Source organism: Citrobacter youngae (assembly GCF_003818115.1).
GTDB classification, from domain to species: Bacteria; Pseudomonadota; Gammaproteobacteria; order Enterobacterales; family Enterobacteriaceae; genus Citrobacter; species Citrobacter youngae.
In genome coordinates this window covers 153,073-169,721 of sequence record NZ_RPOI01000010.1, presented here as the reverse complement: position 1 = coordinate 169,721, position 16,649 = coordinate 153,073, and the positions used below count along the sequence as shown (strand labels likewise).

Annotated in this window: 17 protein-coding genes; 5 read left to right on the top strand and 12 right to left on the bottom strand. The window is 53.9% G+C overall.

The window, feature by feature from the left end; all coding sequences use genetic code 11:
* Nucleotides 1–54: 54 nt before the first annotated feature.
* The 6 genes from tcuR to ybfF form a co-directional block, all read right to left on the bottom strand.
* The gene (tcuR, locus tag EHN13_RS09540) at nucleotides 55–981 is read right to left on the bottom strand and encodes a tricarballylate utilization LysR family transcriptional regulator TcuR (RefSeq protein WP_101742413.1); all 927 of its coding nucleotides are present in this window, start codon (nucleotides 979–981) and stop codon (nucleotides 55–57) included.
* 128 nt (nucleotides 982–1,109) lie between these two features.
* The gene (gene fur / locus EHN13_RS09535) at nucleotides 1,110–1,556 is read right to left on the bottom strand and encodes a ferric iron uptake transcriptional regulator (RefSeq protein ID WP_003022836.1); all 447 of its coding nucleotides are present in this window, start codon (nucleotides 1,554–1,556) and stop codon (nucleotides 1,110–1,112) included.
* A complete protein-coding gene (locus tag EHN13_RS09530; RefSeq protein ID WP_100247215.1) occupies nucleotides 1,549–1,635 on the bottom strand; it encodes a ryhB-regulated fur leader peptide in 87 nt (28 codons plus the stop codon). Before EHN13_RS09530 ends, fur begins: the two co-directional genes overlap by 8 nt.
* Before the next feature lie 210 nt (nucleotides 1,636–1,845).
* Complete coding sequence (gene fldA / locus EHN13_RS09525) at nucleotides 1,846–2,376, bottom strand: flavodoxin FldA (RefSeq protein WP_003022839.1); 531 nt, start codon at nucleotides 2,374–2,376, stop codon at nucleotides 1,846–1,848.
* Between the two features lie 155 nt (nucleotides 2,377–2,531).
* Nucleotides 2,532–2,819: a LexA regulated protein gene (ybfE, locus tag EHN13_RS09520; protein WP_005121400.1), complete on the bottom strand. Its 288-nt coding sequence runs from the start codon at nucleotides 2,817–2,819 to the stop codon at nucleotides 2,532–2,534.
* A gap of 128 nt (nucleotides 2,820–2,947) precedes the next feature.
* Nucleotides 2,948–3,721, bottom strand: a complete 774-nt coding sequence (ybfF, locus tag EHN13_RS09515) for an esterase (RefSeq protein ID WP_101742421.1) — start codon at nucleotides 3,719–3,721, stop codon at nucleotides 2,948–2,950.
* Between the two features lie 196 nt (nucleotides 3,722–3,917).
* On the opposite strand from ybfF, the gene seqA reads away from it, so the two are divergent.
* Together seqA and pgm are read left to right on the top strand one after the other, a co-directional pair.
* Nucleotides 3,918–4,460: a replication initiation negative regulator SeqA gene (seqA, locus tag EHN13_RS09505; RefSeq protein ID WP_061067527.1), complete on the top strand. Its 543-nt coding sequence runs from the start codon at nucleotides 3,918–3,920 to the stop codon at nucleotides 4,458–4,460.
* Between the two features lie 24 nt (nucleotides 4,461–4,484).
* Nucleotides 4,485–6,125, top strand: coding sequence for a phosphoglucomutase (alpha-D-glucose-1,6-bisphosphate-dependent) (gene pgm, locus EHN13_RS09500; RefSeq protein WP_124021300.1), 1,641 nt, complete (start codon nucleotides 4,485–4,487; stop codon nucleotides 6,123–6,125).
* A 99-nt stretch (nucleotides 6,126–6,224) separates the two neighbouring features.
* Here the strand turns inward: pgm and kdpE are convergent, their stop codons facing one another.
* From kdpE to kdpF, 6 genes are read right to left on the bottom strand one after another with little or no spacing between them, the layout of a single operon-like run.
* Nucleotides 6,225–6,902 carry a two-component system response regulator KdpE gene (gene kdpE, locus EHN13_RS09495; protein WP_124021299.1) on the bottom strand — a complete coding sequence of 226 codons (678 nt, stop codon included), beginning with the start codon at nucleotides 6,900–6,902 and terminating at the stop codon, nucleotides 6,225–6,227.
* Nucleotides 6,899–9,583 carry a two-component system sensor histidine kinase KdpD gene (gene kdpD / locus EHN13_RS09490; RefSeq protein ID WP_048212273.1) on the bottom strand — a complete coding sequence of 895 codons (2,685 nt, stop codon included), beginning with the start codon at nucleotides 9,581–9,583 and terminating at the stop codon, nucleotides 6,899–6,901. The genes kdpE and kdpD overlap by 4 nt, the downstream gene beginning before the upstream one ends.
* Nucleotides 9,584–9,593: 10 nt before the next feature.
* Nucleotides 9,594–10,160 (bottom strand): potassium-transporting ATPase subunit KdpC, encoded by a 567-nt coding sequence (gene kdpC, locus EHN13_RS09485; protein WP_124021298.1) that lies wholly within the window; start codon nucleotides 10,158–10,160, stop codon nucleotides 9,594–9,596.
* 8 nt (nucleotides 10,161–10,168) lie between these two features.
* A complete protein-coding gene (kdpB, locus tag EHN13_RS09480; RefSeq protein WP_115600769.1) occupies nucleotides 10,169–12,217 on the bottom strand; it encodes a potassium-transporting ATPase subunit KdpB in 2,049 nt (682 codons plus the stop codon).
* Nucleotides 12,218–12,237: 20 nt separating this feature from the next.
* Nucleotides 12,238–13,917 (bottom strand): potassium-transporting ATPase subunit KdpA, encoded by a 1,680-nt coding sequence (gene kdpA / locus EHN13_RS09475; RefSeq protein ID WP_048212270.1) that lies wholly within the window; start codon nucleotides 13,915–13,917, stop codon nucleotides 12,238–12,240.
* On the bottom strand, nucleotides 13,917–14,006 hold the full coding sequence (gene kdpF / locus EHN13_RS09470; protein WP_001670793.1) for a K(+)-transporting ATPase subunit F: 90 nt from the start codon (nucleotides 14,004–14,006) through the stop codon (nucleotides 13,917–13,919). Before kdpF ends, kdpA begins: the two co-directional genes overlap by 1 nt.
* A 307-nt stretch (nucleotides 14,007–14,313) precedes the next feature.
* Here kdpF and EHN13_RS09465 point away from each other — a divergent pair, with 307 nt between their 5' ends.
* The 3 genes from EHN13_RS09465 to phrB all read left to right on the top strand — a co-directional run bounded on the left by EHN13_RS09465 (nucleotide 14,314) and on the right by phrB (nucleotide 16,609).
* Nucleotides 14,314–14,520 (top strand): YbfA family protein, encoded by a 207-nt coding sequence (locus EHN13_RS09465; protein ID WP_005122569.1) that lies wholly within the window; start codon nucleotides 14,314–14,316, stop codon nucleotides 14,518–14,520.
* Between the two features lie 97 nt (nucleotides 14,521–14,617).
* Nucleotides 14,618–15,172 carry a DUF1722 domain-containing protein gene (locus tag EHN13_RS09460; protein WP_124021297.1) on the top strand — a complete coding sequence of 185 codons (555 nt, stop codon included), beginning with the start codon at nucleotides 14,618–14,620 and terminating at the stop codon, nucleotides 15,170–15,172.
* A gap of 18 nt (nucleotides 15,173–15,190) precedes the next feature.
* Entirely contained in the window at nucleotides 15,191–16,609 is a 1,419-nt protein-coding gene (gene phrB / locus EHN13_RS09455) for a deoxyribodipyrimidine photo-lyase (protein ID WP_124021296.1), read from the top strand.
* Nucleotides 16,610–16,649: the final 40 nt, after the last annotated feature.

Below are 16,649 nucleotides of genomic sequence, written 5' to 3'. Positions count from 1 at the left end.
AAAATGTATACGAGTAAGTTGTGTGGACGCTATGACGTGATGCTAAACAGCCCTTTAATTATTGTAAAGGATCGCACCTGGCCAGTGTCCAGATTCCACCAGTTGATGCATCACTTTGGCTAGTACCACACGGGCAGCGAGACCTGCTGGGGTGAGTTCATCGTCAGAAAGGCTGACCAAAAAGTTGGGGCGGCTAAGTATGGGATTATGGATGCCAATCACTCTTAATGTCTCTTTATCGAGATGGGAAATTGCCGCACCGGGCTGAAGTGTTGCACCGATTCCGCTGCGAACGGCGTGCATCAGTAGCGTCAGGCCGTCAATTTCTGTCGCGATCTCAATGTTCAGCGCATGCTCCTGGCTGATAGCATCCAGTCTGCCGCGCAGACCATGTCCTGGGCTTGGCATTATCAATGGAATACATGCCAATTGGGCTGGAGCAATATTGTCATCGGTAATATCAGCCAGTAGGGCATGAGTACCAATTAAAAATAGCCGTTCTTCGAGAATCGGTCTGGCGCTCCAGCGCAGGATCTTTTCTTTTTGAAATACCACCGCCAGATCAATCTGGCGGGTATTAATCATTCGTTCCAGGTTACCAGAGAGGCTTTCCACCACATGCAGGCGGACATCACTATAGCTTTCCCGCATGGCGTTGATGAAAGGCATCCCAAGAACGGAAGCAGTACTGGGGGCCATGCCGACGCTGACGTGCCCGGAAAGTCTGGCCTCCCGTGCGGCGAGGATCGCATCGTCTGCGTGACGGAGCGCCAGCTGTGCCTGGGCGTAAAATGCCAGTCCAGCGCTGGTGGGCGTCACGCCACGCGAGGTACGTTGCAGCAGACGTATGGCGAGTTCGTTTTCCAGGCGGGTCATTTGCTGGCTGAGCGCCGAAACACCGATACTGAGGTCGAGCGCCGCGCTACCCATGCTGCCGGTTTCTACAATGCGCACAAAATAACGTAGCTGGCGAAGTTCCATTTCGACTCTCCGGAAGGGACAATTGATTTTTACATTAAAGCAACACAAGAGTGGAGGGAAGGGGAAACGCGCTGATAACGCGCATAAAAAAAGCCAACCGGATGGTTGGCTTTTCAGAGAGCATTACATTACTTGCCGTCGTGCGCGTGCTCATCTTCGCGGCAATCGCCTTCAGCGCAGTGACCGTACAGATAGAGGCTATGGTTAGTTAAACGAATGCCATGTTTAGCCGCAATCTCACGTTGACGCGCTTCGATGGAGTCATCGCTGAACTCGACCACTTTGCCGCAGTCAAGGCAAATCAGGTGATCGTGATGATGCTGTTGAGTCAGTTCGAAGACGGATTTACCACCTTCAAAATTATGGCGGGTCACGATACCGGCATCATCAAACTGGTTCAGCACGCGATACACGGTCGCCAGACCAATTTCTTCACCCATGTCGATCAGGCGTTTGTATAAGTCTTCCGCACTGACGTGATGGTTATCCGGTTCCTGAAGAACTTCCAGAATCTTTAAACGAGGAAGCGTTACTTTCAGGCCAGCCTTCTTTAATGCGGTATTGTTGTCAGTCATGCGGAATCTGTCCTGTAGCTAAACGGTTCACTTCATTAACAGAAGTGACAGAAATTGCACTTGAGATAATGCGTATCATTATAGAACTGCCATGCCTAAATGAAAACTGCAAGTCTCTGGCAAATATTGTTAATCAAAACGTGGTATCACCAACAAACACACTGTGCAATACCCGATTGGCATCCAGCCATTGTACAGGGTCAGGCGAAAAAGTTACAAATTTGTAGCAATTATTTTGATTGGTTCTATCTATTGATGCGGCGCAGATGAATATCTACGCCGCACGAAATCAGGCATTGATGATTTCGTCGAGGTGCAGCTCTTCAGAGATCTGCTTAACCCATTTTTCTACGCGTTCAGCGGTCAGTTCCGGCTGGCGATCTTCATCGATAGCCAGACCGACAAAGTGGTCGTCATCTGCCAGACCTTTAGACGCTTCAAAATGGTAACCCGCCGTTGGCCAGTGGCCGACGATGGTGGCGCCGCGCGGTTCAATGATGTCACGGATGGTGCCTAACGCATCACAGAAATATTCTGCGTAATCTTCCTGGTCGCCACAGCCGAACAATGCCACCAGTTTACCGTTAAAATCAATGTCTTCGAGAGTAGGGAAGAAGTCGTCCCAGTCGCACTGCGCTTCACCGTAGTACCAGGTTGGGATGCCGAGCAGCAGAATGTCATACCCTTCCAGGTCTTCTTTGCTGCTTTTTGCAATGTCATGTACATCGGCAACGTCTTTACCAAGCTGTTTTTGAATCATTTTTGCGATATTTTCGGTATTACCGGTGTCGCTGCCGAAAAAGATGCCAGTGATTGCCATGAGTAAAATAACCTCTTGAAACTTATTGAAATGGTGGTGGCGCATTGCCCACGGATAAGGGCAATCATAGCAGAACAGTCAGGCATGCGGAAACAGCAAACACGCAGGACTGCACTCTGTGCTACACGATTTATGATTTAGAGCAGAAATTCAGACTAAGCCTGACCGCGCAATGCGGTGAGTTGGTTCATCAGCATCTCTTCGATGAGTTCACTGCGACTCATGTTGCGTGCCTCGGCCAGCTCGTTCAGAGCGTCAACGGCATCGGCGTTCAGTTTCAGTTCGACACGCTTAAGCCCGCGAACTTTGTCGCGTTTAAGCTGATTACGTTTGTTAATACGTAACTGTTCATCACGCGAGAGCGGATTAGTTTTGGGTCGTCCCGGGCGACGCTCCTGCGCGAACAGATCTAATGTCGTACGGTCCGTTTGTTCTTTGGCCATGATCTTGGTGACTTCGGGGAAACAATCAGCCAGGCGTCCGCCCGGATGGATAGCGCGCCATAATACATCAGCAGGGGAGGCGCGCCAACGCCCACGCGCGTAATCACGCGCGGACGCTGAGTTTTTAATCAGTTAACCTGCTCGCTCAGATAACGACGGATGGCGCGCAGCACCGCATCGGGTTTTTCCGCATGTACCCAATGGCCTGCGCCGGCAATAACGTGTGCGCGGGCCTGCGGGAATTGCGCCAGCAGCTGTTCGCGATACGCTTCGGTCACATAAGGTGAATTACCGCCGGGGATAAACAGCGCCGGGTGTTCCCACGCCGGAATGGTCTCCCAACCGACGATATGCGGATATTGATCCCACAATACGGGAACATTAAAGCGCCACTCGCCGTCAACAAAGGATTTCAGCAGAAACTGGATCACGCCTTCTTCTTGCAGGTGCTGACGCATAACGCTCGCCGCCTGCTGGCGCGAAGAGGATTGCGCGTCGGTGACTGCGTTAATGGCAGCAAAAATCTCATCGTGGCGGCGAACATGGTAGTCAACGGGAGCAATGTCGATGGCGACCAGCCGTTCGACACGTTCAGGAGCCAGCGCAGTCAGCGCCATAACGGCTTTACCGCCCATTGAGTGGCCAATAAAGATCGCTTTTTCAATCTGCCTGGCGTCCAGCGTATCCAGCAGATCTTGCGCCATGGCCGGATAATTCATCTCAGGTGAACGAGGGGAGAGACCATGATTTCGCATATCAACCTGGATGATGTCGTGATCGGCCACGAGATCGCGTGCCAGGATCCCGAGGTTATCCAGACTGCCAAACAGGCCGTGAACCAGGACGATGGGAGAATTATTGTGCGGGTTTTGCGCAGATTGCGCTCGGATATTCAATTTCATGGCAAAGTTCTTTTTTTCACACTGACGGGTTAGGGTATCATGTTGACCATTCTGCCACATGGCTGCAACAACTACGGTTACTCCGAGTTTTGCTGGTCACCAGGCTTGACGCTATCCGCTGTTAGGATTTGCCTTTACACTACAGCGTGTAAAGTCCTGACAACTTGTATTCAGCCAAACATTGCACTGGATTAAGATGAAAACGATTGAAGTTGATGATGAACTCTATAGCTATATTGCCAGCCACACCAAGCATATTGGCGAGAGCGCATCCGACATTTTACGGCGTATGTTGAAGTTTTCCGCCGCATCACAGCCTGTTACTCCGGTAGTAAAAGAAGTCCGCGCGGTACAACCTGTCGTGGAAGCCAAGCCGGTCAACCCTACGAAAGACAAAGTGCGCGCCATGCGTGAACTGCTGCTTTCCGATGAATATGCGGAACAGAAAAAAGCAGTGAATCGCTTTATGCTGGTGCTGTCTACACTTTACTCACTGGATAACAACGCGTTCGCCGAAGCAACGGAATCGTTGCACGGACGTACGCGCGTTTATTTTGCAGCGGATGAACAGACGTTGCTGAAAAATGGTAATCAAACCAAACCGAAACACGTGCCAGGCACGCCATATTGGGTGATCACCAATACCAATACCGGCCGTAAATGCAGCATGGTTGAACACATCATGCAGTCAATGCAATTCCCCGCGGAGTTGATTGAAAAGGTTTGCGGAACAATTTAATCCTTGCATTAGAAGGACCAGGCAATGGCAATCCACAACCGTGCAGGTCAACCTGCGCAACAGAGTGATTTGATTAACGTCGCCCAACTGACGGCACAGTACTATGTACTGAAACCAACAGCAGGGAACGCTGAGCACGCCGTTAAGTTCGGTACGTCCGGACATCGCGGTAGTGCGGGTCGTCATAGTTTTAATGAGCCGCATATTCTGGCTATCGCTCAGGCGATTGCCGAAGAACGTGCGAAAAACGGGATTACAGGCCCGTGCTATGTGGGCAAGGATACCCACGCGTTGTCTGAACCGGCTTTCATCTCTGTGCTGGAAGTGCTGGCAGCGAACGGTGTTGATGTCATTGTGCAGGAAGACAACGGCTTTACGCCCACCCCTGCCGTGTCGAATGCTATCCTGGTCCACAATAAAAAAGGCGGTCCGCTGGCTGACGGCATTGTGATCACGCCGTCCCATAACCCACCAGAAGACGGCGGAATTAAATACAACCCGCCAAACGGTGGCCCGGCAGATACCAATGTCACCAAAGTCGTAGAAGACAGGGCTAATGCACTGTTGGCTGATGGTCTGAAAGGCGTGAAGCGTATTCCGCTGGATGCCGCGCTGGCGTCCGGTCATGTTAAAGAACAAGACCTGGTTCAACCCTTCGTGGAAGGGCTGGCAGATATCGTCGATATGGCGGCAATCCAGAAAGCGGGTCTGACGCTGGGCGTTGATCCACTGGGTGGTTCCGGTATCGAATACTGGAAACGTATCGCTCAGCACTACAACCTGAATCTGACCCTCGTTAACGATCAGGTCGACCAGACTTTCCGCTTTATGCATCTCGATAAAGACGGCGCCATTCGTATGGACTGTTCCTCCGAGTGCGCGATGGCCGGTCTGCTGGCGCTGCGTGACAAATTCGATTTGGCATTTGCCAATGACCCGGACTATGACCGCCACGGTATCGTAACACCGGCTGGACTGATGAATCCGAACCACTATCTGGCGGTAGCGATCAACTACCTGTTCCAGCATCGTCCGCAGTGGGGCAAAGATGTTGCCGTCGGTAAGACGCTGGTGTCATCGGCGATGATTGACCGTGTAGTGAATGAGTTAGGGCGTAAACTGGTTGAAGTGCCGGTTGGCTTTAAATGGTTTGTTGACGGTCTGTTTGACGGCAGTTTTGGCTTTGGTGGGGAAGAGAGCGCGGGGGCATCTTTCCTGCGTTTCGACGGTACACCGTGGTCAACCGACAAAGATGGCATCATCATGTGCCTGCTGGCAGCGGAAATTACGGCAGTGACAGGCAAGAACCCGCAAGAGCATTACAACGAACTGGCGGCGCGCTTTGGCGCACCGAGCTATAACCGAATTCAGGCTGGGGCCACCTCCGCGCAGAAAGCGGCGTTGTCTAAGCTGTCTCCGGAAATGGTGAGCGCCAGTACGCTGGCGGGTGACCCGATCACCGCGCGTCTGACGGCGGCACCGGGCAACGGCGCATCGATTGGCGGCCTGAAGGTGATGACCGATAACGGCTGGTTTGCTGCGCGTCCTTCTGGTACCGAAGATGCTTACAAGATCTACTGCGAAAGCTTCCTCGGTGAGGAACACCGCAAGCAGATCGAGAAAGAAGCGGTCGAGATTGTCAGCGAAGTGTTGAAAAACGCATAAATCACCTGCCGGATAAGACGCTAGCGTCGTCATCCGGTATGAATGATGAAAAAGCCGGATAGCGTATCAGCTGATCCGGCTTTTTTATTCAGTGCATATTCACGGCATAAACCGATAGCCAATTCCGGTTTCGGTGAGAAAATGACGCGGGCGGGCCGGGTCCAGTTCCAGCTTCTGGCGCAGGTGTCCCATATAAATACGCAGATAGTGACTGTGTTCGACGGCGTTTGGTCCCCAAACCTGATTCAATAACTGACGTTGCGTCAGCACCTTCCCGGCGTTATTCAGCAATACCGCTAACAGGCGAAACTCAATCGGCGTCAAATGAATTTCTTCGTCACCCCGGTGTACGAGGCGGGCGGCGATATCCACTTTAACATTAGAAAAATGTACGATCGGTTCGGGAGACGTCCCGCTGGCGTGGCGACGCAATGCCACACGCAATCGCGCCTGTAGCTCGCCAATACCAAAAGGTTTGCTGAGATAGTCATCGGCTCCGACATCCAGCGCGGCGATTTTATCGCTTTCCTCACTGCGGGCTGAAAGCACAATCACCGGGATCGCGCTCCATTGACGCAGGTCGCGAATAAAATCAATGCCGTCGCCATCCGGCAGGCCGAGATCGAGAATGATGAGATCGGGTTTTCGCGTGGCGGCTTCCAGCAGACCACGTTGCAGCGTTTCCGCTTCAAATACACGTAGCCCATCGGCCTCCAGCGCGGTGCGTAGAAAGCGGCGAATGGCCTGTTCATCTTCAACAATCAGTACGTTCGTCACATATCCTCATGAAAATCTTCAAGTTCAGGGGGAATTTCCTGGGGCAGTGTAACACGAAAACATGCTCCTCCCTGCGCGCGATTGTGGACAGAAATAGTCCCGCCATGCACGTCTACAATGGCCTGACAAATTGCCAGCCCCAGCCCAACGCCTGGCACCGATGACTCTTTATTTCCCCGAGAAAATTTGTCAAAAACGCGCTGTTCCATACCCGATGGAACACCCGGCCCATTATCCCAGACGTCCAGTTGCAGGTGTTCGCCATCAACGCTGGCATCAATACCGATCTGCGCCTGTGGGCCCGCGTATTTGACGGCATTTTCCAGCAGATTAATCAGCACCCGTTCAAAGAGCGGGCCATCGACGTGAATCAATGTCAACGGTTCTGGTAACGACAGATTTATCGGGGCAGAGAGACCTGGCTCCAGCATCTGCAGGGCGCTGCCGACCACCTCTTCCAGCGTTAACCACTCCTTCTTAAGATTAAAGCCGCCAGACTGAATTCGCGCCATATCCAGCAGGTTATTCACCAGTCGGGTCGTGTTCAGGACGTGCTGGCGAATTTCGCTGGCCTGACGTGCGTGCGGCGATCCTTCGCTTGCCAGATCCAGCGTTAAGATTTCTGCCTGGCCGAACAACACCGTCAGCGGTGTGCGTAAATCGTGGGAAAGGGCGGCGAGCAGGGCATTGCGAATGCTTTCACGCTCGCTGGCAAACCGGGCCTGCTCTTCGCTGGCGGTTAGCGTCAGGCGTTCCAGCGCACTGGCGACCAGTAAAGTGAAGGTTTCCAGCAGGCGTTGCTGTTCGGGGATCATCAACTGGCGTAAATTTCCTGGTTCCACGACCAGCAGCCCATGCGTTTTGTCGGCGCTTTTTAACGGTAAAATTTGATACGGCACGCCGGGTAAGGTATCAGTGCCTGCGCCGGCGGGTTGCCCTTTATCAAAGCTCCATTGGGCAATAGCGTCATCCCAAGGCGTCATGCCCTGTTGATGGGTGAGAGGGGCCAGCTTACCGTTCTCGCCGGGCAGTAAAACCTGGCTACGGGCCTGGAACGTTGAGGCAATAAACTGTTCGCTGGTGGCGGCGATATCCTGTTGGCTGCGCCCTACAGCCAGTGCTTTCGACATCTCATACAAATGACGCGTACGCTGTTCACGATAACGTGCAACCCGGGCCTGATAACGCACCCCGGCGGTCAGATTACCGATAACCAGACCTACCGTTAGCATCACGGCAAAGGTAAGCAGGTACTGGACGTCGGAAACGGCAAGCGTGCCGCGTGGCGCAATAAAGAAGAGATCAAAGCTGGCGACGTTGATAAACGTCGCCACCACCGATGGCCAGCGCCCGTAGAACAGGGCGATCACCACCACGCCCAGTAGATAGAGCATCACCAGGTTGGCTGCGTCAAATGCAACCAACCACTGCATGGCAATCAATGTCGTAACAGCACACAATGCAGCAGCGACCACACAACCCTGGATTTGTACCCGCCACTTATCCTTAAAGGTGCGGTTATCTGCGGTTTGCAGCACAGGGCGTGCAGGGGGCTCATCGAGGGCTACAATCATCAGATCGAGATCCGGTGCGCGATGGGCCAGCTTGTCAGCAAAGGAGTCGCTGCGCCACCAGCGACGTGTAGTTGGACGCCCGAGGACAATTTTCCCCAGATTATGCTCACGGGCATAGCGGATCACCGCTTTATCTTCGGCAGGGTCGGAGAGAGTGGCCGTTTCAGCCCCCAGTTCCTGTGCCAGTCGCAGCGCGCTTAAGATTGCCCGCCGCCGTTTTTCGGGTAGCCGGTGTAGCGCAGGTGTTTCAACATATACCGCATGCCAGACGCTACCCAGACGCGCCGCCAGGCGTGCAGCCGCTCGCACCAGTTTCTCGCTGCCGGTGTTGTGTCCAATACACAGTAAAATGGCATCGCGAGTATGCCAGACTTTTTCTTCTCCCGGACGCCCCCGCCAGGCACGCATCTGATCGTCCACCCGATCGGCGGTGCGTCGCAGCGCCAGTTCGCGCAGCGCTATCAAATTACCTTTGCGGAAGAAATGCTCGATTGCACGCTCTGCCTGACCGGCAATATAGACCTTGCCTTCGTTCAGGCGCTGACGCAAATCGTCGGGAGGGAGATCGACCAGTACCACGTCGTCAGCGGCATCGAAAAAAGGATCGGGGACGGTTTCGCGAACCTGAATACCGGTGACGCCGCTGACCACATCATTCAGGCTTTCCAGGTGCTGAACGTTAACGGTGGTAAAAACATCAATCCCGGCTTCCAGCAGTTCTTCAATATCCTGCCAGCGGCGGGGGTGGCGTGAACCTGGCGCATTGCTGTGCGCCAGTTCGTCCATCAAAATCAGCGCCGGGCGGCGGGCGAGGGCGGCATCAAGATCGAACTCGCTGATATGCCGCCCACGGTGTGCCTGACGTTTCAACGGCAGCACGGTGAGACCGTCCAGCAGTGCGGCGGTCTCCTTGCGCCCGTGGGTTTCCACCACGCCAATCAGCACATCCAACCCCTGCGACCGCAGTCGCTGGGCCTCCGCCAGCATGGCCCAGGTTTTCCCCACGCCCGCACAGGCGCCGAAGAAAATTTTCAGTTTTCCCCGGTGCGGCGCGGTGGTCTGCTCCAGCAGGCGATCGGGGTTAGGACGTAGGGGTTCGCTATGCATGTCCTTTTTCTCAGTGCTTATCCAGCGCTAAATTAAGTTCCACCAGGTTCACCACCGGTTGGCCGATAAAACTGACCAGTGGCTTTTGCGTGTATTGTGCAACCAGGCGCGTGACTTCTTCAACGCTGAGGTTGCGAGCCTGCGCCACGCGCGGGATTTGCCAGGCCACCGCAGCTGGCGTCAGGTTGTTATCCAGCCCGCTGGCGGAAGCTGTTACCAGATCTACCGGAACGGCAGGATTTGCCTGCGGGTTGGCGGCACGCAGCGCGGCAATCCGGCTTTGCAGCTGTTTATCCAGTTCCGGGTTGCTGGCTGCCAGATTACTGCCGCCTGAAGCCATTGGATTATAGGGCATTTCCGCTGTGGCTGAGGGGCGTCCATGAAAATAACCCGCGGCGGTAAAATTTTGCCCGATCAGTGCAGAACCGCGAATTATCTGACCCTCACGCAGAAGCGACCCGTTAGCCTGGTGGGGGAACCACCACTGCCCAAGCGCGGTGGTCAGCAGCGGATAAACACCGCCGGTGATAAGCATCAGGAAAAGCAATGTTGATAATGCAGGACGTAATCCACTCATCTGAAACCTCACACCAGACCCAGCAGGGTCAGCAGTAAATCAATTACTTTGATACCGATAAACGGCACAACCAGGCCACCCAGACCATAGATCCACAAATTGCGGCGCAGCATCGCGGAAGCGGATAACGGCTTATAGCTCACGCCTTTCAGCGCCAGTGGGATCAGGAAGACGATGACCAGCGCATTGAAGATGACGGCGCTGAGGATCGCCGAATCCGGCGAATGCAGTCGCATGACGTTCAGTGCGTTAAGCTGCGGGTAAGTTGCGGCGAACGCAGCCGGGATGATGGCGAAATATTTCGCAACGTCGTTGGCGATACTAAAGGTGGTCAGCGACCCACGCGTCATCAGCATCTGTTTACCAATGTGCACCACTTCAATCAGTTTGGTGGGGTTGGAGTCGAGATCCACCATATTGCCCGCTTCTTTCGCTGCCTGGGTTCCGGAGTTCATGGCAACGGCCACATCGGCCTGCGCAAGGGCTGGTGCGTCGTTAGTTCCGTCGCCGGTCATCGCCACCAGACGACCTTCCGCCTGATACTGACGAATCAACGCCAGCTTGGCTTCCGGTGTGGCTTCGGCTAAGAAGTCATCCACTCCGGCTTCCGCGGCGATTGCGGCGGCGGTTAAACGGTTGTCGCCAGTGATCATCACCGTTTTGATCCCCATTTTACGCAGTTGGGCAAAACGTTCTTTAATCCCGCCTTTTACGATATCTTTCAGGGCAATCACACCCAGTACGTGGGAGCCTTCGGCCACCACCAGCGGCGTTGCGCCAAGGCGAGCAACGTTTTCGACCTTCTGCTCCACATCGGCAGGGAAGTGGCCACCGTTAGCTTCGACGTGACGACGAATGGCATCAACCGAGCCTTTGCGGATCATCCGGTTGTCGATGTTGATACCGCTCATCCGACTCTGCGCGGTAAACGGCACAAAGGTGGCATGGAGCGACTGTACGTCACGAATACGCAGGTTAAAGCGCTGTTTAGCCAGGACAACGATGCTGCGACCTTCCGGTGTTTCATCGGCCAGTGATGAAAGCTGCGCGGCATCGGCCAGCGTTTTTTCGTCCACGCCGTGGGCGGGCAGAAAATCTGAAGCCTGGCGGTTACCCAGCGTAATGGTGCCGGTTTTATCCAGCAGCAGTACATCCACGTCACCCGCCGCTTCTACTGCACGTCCGCTGGTGGCAATGACGTTCGCACCCAACATGCGGCTCATCCCGGCGACGCCAATCGCGGAGAGCAGCCCACCGATCGTGGTGGGGATCAGACAGACCAACAGGGCAACCAGCACCGTGATGCTGACTGCACTGCCGCCCCAGGCAGAGAACGGCCACAACGTGGCGGTTGCCAGCAGAAAGACGATAGTCAGGGCAATCAGCAGGATCGTCAGCGCGATTTCATTGGGCGTTTTACGCCGCTGTGCGCCTTCAACCATGGCAATCATTCGGTCGAGGAATGTTTCTCCGGGGTTGACGCTACACGCGATCACCAGCCAGTCGGAGAGGATGCGAGTCCCGCCGGTGACGGAGGCAAAATCGCCGCCGGATTCACGGATTACAGGCGCGGACTCACCGGTAATGGCGCTTTCATCCACCGAGGCGCCGCCTTCGATAACTTCGCCGTCACACGGGATAATATCGCCAGCTTCCACCAGCACGATATCCCCTTTACGTAACTCTTCGGCTGGCACGTGATCCATTTGCGCACCATATTTCGGTTCACGAAGTTTGCGGGCAAAGGCGGTTTTTTTAACCCCTTTCAGGCTGTTGGCCTGCGCTTTACTACGCCCTTCAGCCAGCGCTTCCGCAAAGTTAGCGAACAGAACAGTCACCCATAGCCAGAGGCTTATCGCGCCGGTAAACAGTGGATTACCTGACATATGGCCTGTCGCCATCGCCACCGTTAACAGGGTGGTCAGCAGGCTGCCCAGCCAGACGATAAACATCACCGGGTTACGCCACTGAGTATGTGGACTTAATTTTTTCACGGCGTCCATCAGCGCTTGTGCGACCAGAGAAGGTTCGAACAGCGCCAGTTGCTTGCGACTCATAGTCATGTGCTCCGCATCACTCAACGTAAAGAGAGGTATTCTGCTACCGGGCCAAGCGCCAGCGCAGGAACAAAGGTGAGGGCGCCAACCAGCAACACGGTACCGATCAACAACCCAACAAACAGCGCACCGTGGGTAGGTAGCGTGCCGGGACTTGCTGGCTGGCTCTTTTTACCAACAAGTGAACCGGCAATCGCCATCACCGGGATAATGACGCCGAAGCGGCCGAAGAACATGCATAAGGCCAGCAGGCAGTTCCAGAACGGGCTGTTGGCGCTTAACCCGGCGAAGGCGCTACCGTTGTTGTTCGAGGCGGACGACACGGCATACAGCACTTCGCTAAAACCATGCGGCCCGGGATTGAGCATGGCGCTACGCCCGGCATCGCTCATCATGGCTATCGCTGTCCCAAGCAGAACCAGCGCAGGGGTAACCAGAATCGCCAGCGCGGTCATTTTCATTTCACGGACATCGATTTTTTTACCCAGATACTCTGGTGTGCGGCCAATCATTAACCCGGCGATAAATACCGCCAGCAGCACGAACAGCAGCATGCCGTACAGCCCAGACCCTACGCCGCCGAAGACCACTTCGCCAATCTGCATCAACCACATCGGTACCATGCCGCCCAGCGCAGTGAAGGAGTCGTGCATAGCAATGACTGCGCCACAGGATGCGGCTGTCGTGACGACTGCAAACAGACTACTGACCAGCACGCCAAAGCGGCTCTCTTTACCTTCCATGTTGATATTGCTGTCTGCGCCAAACGCCATCAGATGCGGGTTACCCTGCACTTCGGCCCACATTACAACCGCCACGCAAACAACAAAAATAAGCGACATAGCCCACAGCAGGGTGCGTCCCTGTCGGCGATCGCCCACGACGTCGCCGAAGGCGAAACACAGCGCCGTGGGAATTAAGAAGATTGCCAGCATCTGGACCAGGTTGGTCAGTGCGGTTGGGTTTTCAAACGGATGTGAGGAGTTGGCATTAAAAAAGCCGCCGCCGTTGGTACCGAGCATCTTAATGGCCTCTTGTGAGGCGACAGGTCCCATCGGTAGCAGTTGTTTTGTCCCTTCGAGCGTGGTGATCGCCTGATAAGGCAGCAGGTTTTGCAGCGCACCTTGTTGGATGAAAAACAGCGCGATGAGCAGAGAAATCGGCAGCAATATCCACAGCGTAATGCGGACCAGATCCACCCAGGCGTTGCCCAGCGTGTTCATACTCTGGCGCGTAAAGGCGCGAGCCAGGGCAAAGATCACCGCAATACCGGTCGCCGCAGACAGGAAATTCTGCACGGTCAGGCCGGCCATCTGGCTGAAGTAGCTTAAAGTGGTTTCACCCGCATAGGACTGCCAGTTGGTGTTGGTCACAAAACTAACAGCGGTATTGAGCGCGAGATCCCACGATAGCCCCGGTAACTGTTGTGGATTCAGCGGCAGCAGGTTTTGCGCCATTAACATCGCAAACAGTATCAGCAGGCCGAGGATATTAAGTGCGAGGATCGCCAGCAAATAGTGCAGCCAGGTCATTTCCTGCTGCGAAATACCCAGCCCACGCCACAGCACACGCTCAACGCCGGCAAGGCCGGGTAAGGATGTGTTGTTGATAAGACGCGCCAGCCCAAAGCCCAGCGGCCTGGCGAGAACAAACAGCACCAGCAGGAAACTGGCGATGAGTAAAAATCCTTGCGCTGCCATCAGAACGCCTCCGCATTAATCAAGGCATACACCAGATAACCCAGTAACAAAAAGACCAGCACAATGCCGGTTATCACGCCTGCACTCACAGTGCACCTCCAGTGGCATAAATGTGATAACCAGAGCGTAGGTTTTTGGTTGCAAAGATTTTGCAAAAATCTGCGGGCGGGGTGTAAAAAAAGTATAAAAATGGCAAAGACCATTATTTAACTAATGATTAGTATTAATTTAACCTTTATGTAACTTAATTACGAATTTACGTTAAACGGAGCATCAATAGATAAAAATAAGTGGTCGGATGAGTAGCAAAATTACACACAAGGCGGTATTATTTTCATCAGTTAACCAAGTTTATTTTCCGGTGCGATTCACCGAACAGATATATGGGAGAGGATTATGGACTTTTATAAAGAATATCCAGCACACATTGTTTTCTTGCGCCGTACCTTTGCCGTACTGGCTGGTGTTCTGGCGCTGCCGGTCATGCTGTTCTGGAAAGACCGTGCCCGTTTTTACAGCTACCTGCATCGCGTCTGGTCGAAAACCAGTGATAAGCCGGTGTGGATGGAGCAGGCTGAAAAAGCCACCTGCGATTTCTACTAAGTTACCGTTCAGGCTCAAAAAAACCGCCAACAGCAATGTGGCGGTTTTTTTATACGTCGCAGTCTACACTTACCTGTGTAACGGATAAGGAGTGGCGATGAGCAAGAGAGTTCCTGTTGGTGTCCGCGCCTGTCTGACCGCAGAAGCGAACGATAAATTTCTGTTTGACGAGAATACGCTGGTACGTATTTATGCCTTGCATGAATTGCACCGACTGCGCCAGAGCGGATTATCACGTGGCGCATTGATTGATTTTCACACCCGTTACAAGCTGGTGTTACTGGCACACTCCCAACCGGAGTATCGTGAGCTCGGCCCTTTTGTTGCCGCAATCCACGAATGGGCAAGCCTCGATGCTTTTTATACGGAGTACCGTTTACGGTTGATTCATCTGTTGTTTAATAACGCGACCCGACGCAACCATACCAATGTCCTGATGCATGTGCAGGGCTATTTCCGTAACCAGCTCAATCTTCGTCAACGTCAGGAACTGACCTCAATAATCGATAACTATCGACGTGAGATGCAGCCGCTGCTTGCGCCATTGATGCTCCTCCAACACTATATGACGGAGAACCCGAACAGTTGGTTGTCCGGGCAACGTTACTTTGAACTCTGGCCTGCGATTCTGCGTTTACACGGCAAAGCTTAATTTTTATTTGGGAGTTTTATGACCACTCATCTGGTCTGGTTTCGGCGAGATTTACGTTTGCATGACAATCTTGCGCTGGCAGCGGCATGTCGGGATCGTTCGGCACGGGTATTGGCGTTATATATTGCCACGCCCGCACAGTGGAAAGCGCATGATATGTCACCGCGTCAGGCGGCGTTTGTCGGCAAGCAGTTGAATGCGCTGCAGACGGCGCTGGCAGAAAAAGGCATCCCGCTGCTGGTTTATGACGTCGGGGATTTCACAGCCAGCGTAGAGATAGTCAAAAATGTCTGCGCACTGCATGACGTTAGCCGACTGTTTTATAACTATCAGTACGAAATCAACGAACGCCAGCGCGATGCTCAGGTTGAAAAATCATTATCGCAGGTGGTCTGTGAGGGTTTTGACGATAGCGTAATCCTGGCACCGGGCGCGGTAATGACCGGGAATCATGAGATGTATAAAGTCTTTACACCGTTTAAAAATGCCTGGCTGAAGCGGTTAAAAGACAGTATCCCGGAGTGTGTTGCGGCACCAAAAGCCCGCGAAAGCGGCGCAATTCCCCCCCCATCAACGCCAATTACGCTCAATTATCCACAGCAGGATTTTGATGTGGCGCTTTTCCCGGTAGAAGAAAAATCGGTTATCGCGCAATTACGTCAGTTTTGCCAGCAGGGCGCGGCAGAATATGAGCAACAACGTGATTTCCCGGCAAATGAAGGCACCAGCCGGTTGTCGGCAAGCCTTGCCACCGGTGGGTTATCACCGCGTCAGTGTCTGCACCGTTTGTTAGTCGAGCAACCGCAGGCGCTAGAGGGAGGCTCCGGGAGCGTTTGGCTAAACGAGCTCATCTGGCGCGAATTTTACCGCCATCTACTGACGTACTATCCCGCACTTTGTCGGCATCAGCCCTTTATTCGCTGGACCGATCGCGTGCAATGGCAGAATAATCCGATGCATTTGCAGGCCTGGAAAACGGGTAGTACGGGTTACCCTATTGTGGATGCGGCGATGCGTCAGCTCAACGCCACGGGCTGGATGCATAATCGTTTACGCATGATTGCGGCCAGTTTTTTGGTGAAGGACCTGCTGATTGACTGGCGTAAAGGCGAACAATATTTCATGTCGCAACTGATTGATGGTGACCTCGCGGCCAATAACGGCGGCTGGCAGTGGGCAGCCTCAACCGGAACCGACGCAGCACCGTATTTCCGGATCTTTAACCCCACGACGCAGGGCGAAAAATTCGACCATGACGGTGAGTTTATCCGCCAGTGGGTGCCGGAACTGCACGACGTGCCGGGTAAAGCCATTCATGACCCGTGGCCGTGGGCGGAGAAAATGCAGGTGACGCTCAACTATCCTCGTCCGATTGTCGATCATAAACAGGCAAGGCTGGCGACGCTGTCGGCATATGAGGCGGCGCGTAAAGGGTAAAGGCATGGTGGATTTTGCGTAATACCTTCCAACAGAATGA